The 547-nt window shown below is 66.0% G+C and carries 1 protein-coding gene; it reads right to left on the bottom strand.

What is annotated here, in order from left to right:
- On the bottom strand, window positions 1-547 hold a 547-nt coding region (locus tag ACU8YE_RS24150; RefSeq protein WP_446929893.1), incomplete at both ends, for a helix-hairpin-helix domain-containing protein.

The raw sequence follows: 547 nt of genomic DNA on the forward strand, positions 1-547 counted from the left end.
GTCCAGAACCTTCACGTTCAATTCTTCGGCTTTCGCGAGCTTGCTGCCCGCGTCGGCGCCCGCGACGACGTAATCGGTCTTCTTCGATACCGAGCCCGCGACTTTCGCGCCCGCCGCCTCGAGCATCTCCTTCGCGGCTTCCCGCGTGAGCGTCGGCAGCGTGCCCGTGAGCACGACGGTCTTGCCCGCGAGCACGCCTTGCGGCGCGCGCGGCGCGGGCGGCCCTTCGGGCCATGTGACCTTGCCCCGCGCGCGCAACTGTTCGATCACCGTGCGATTGTGCTCCTCGGCGAAGAATTGATGGATCGATTCGGCGACGATCGGCCCGACGTCGTTGACCTCGAGCAATGCGTCGATCGGCGCGTGCATGATCGGATCGAGCGAGCCGAAGTGCTTCGCGAGGTCCTTCGCCGTCGATTCGCCGACGTGCCGGATGCCGAGCGCGTAAATGAAGCGCGCGAGCGTCGTGTGCTTCGCCTTTTCGAGCGAATCGATCAGGTTCCGCGCGGATTTCTCCGCGAAGCGATCGAGCGCGACGAGCGTCGAG

It is taken from the genome of Ralstonia sp. VS2407 (genome assembly GCF_052950655.1).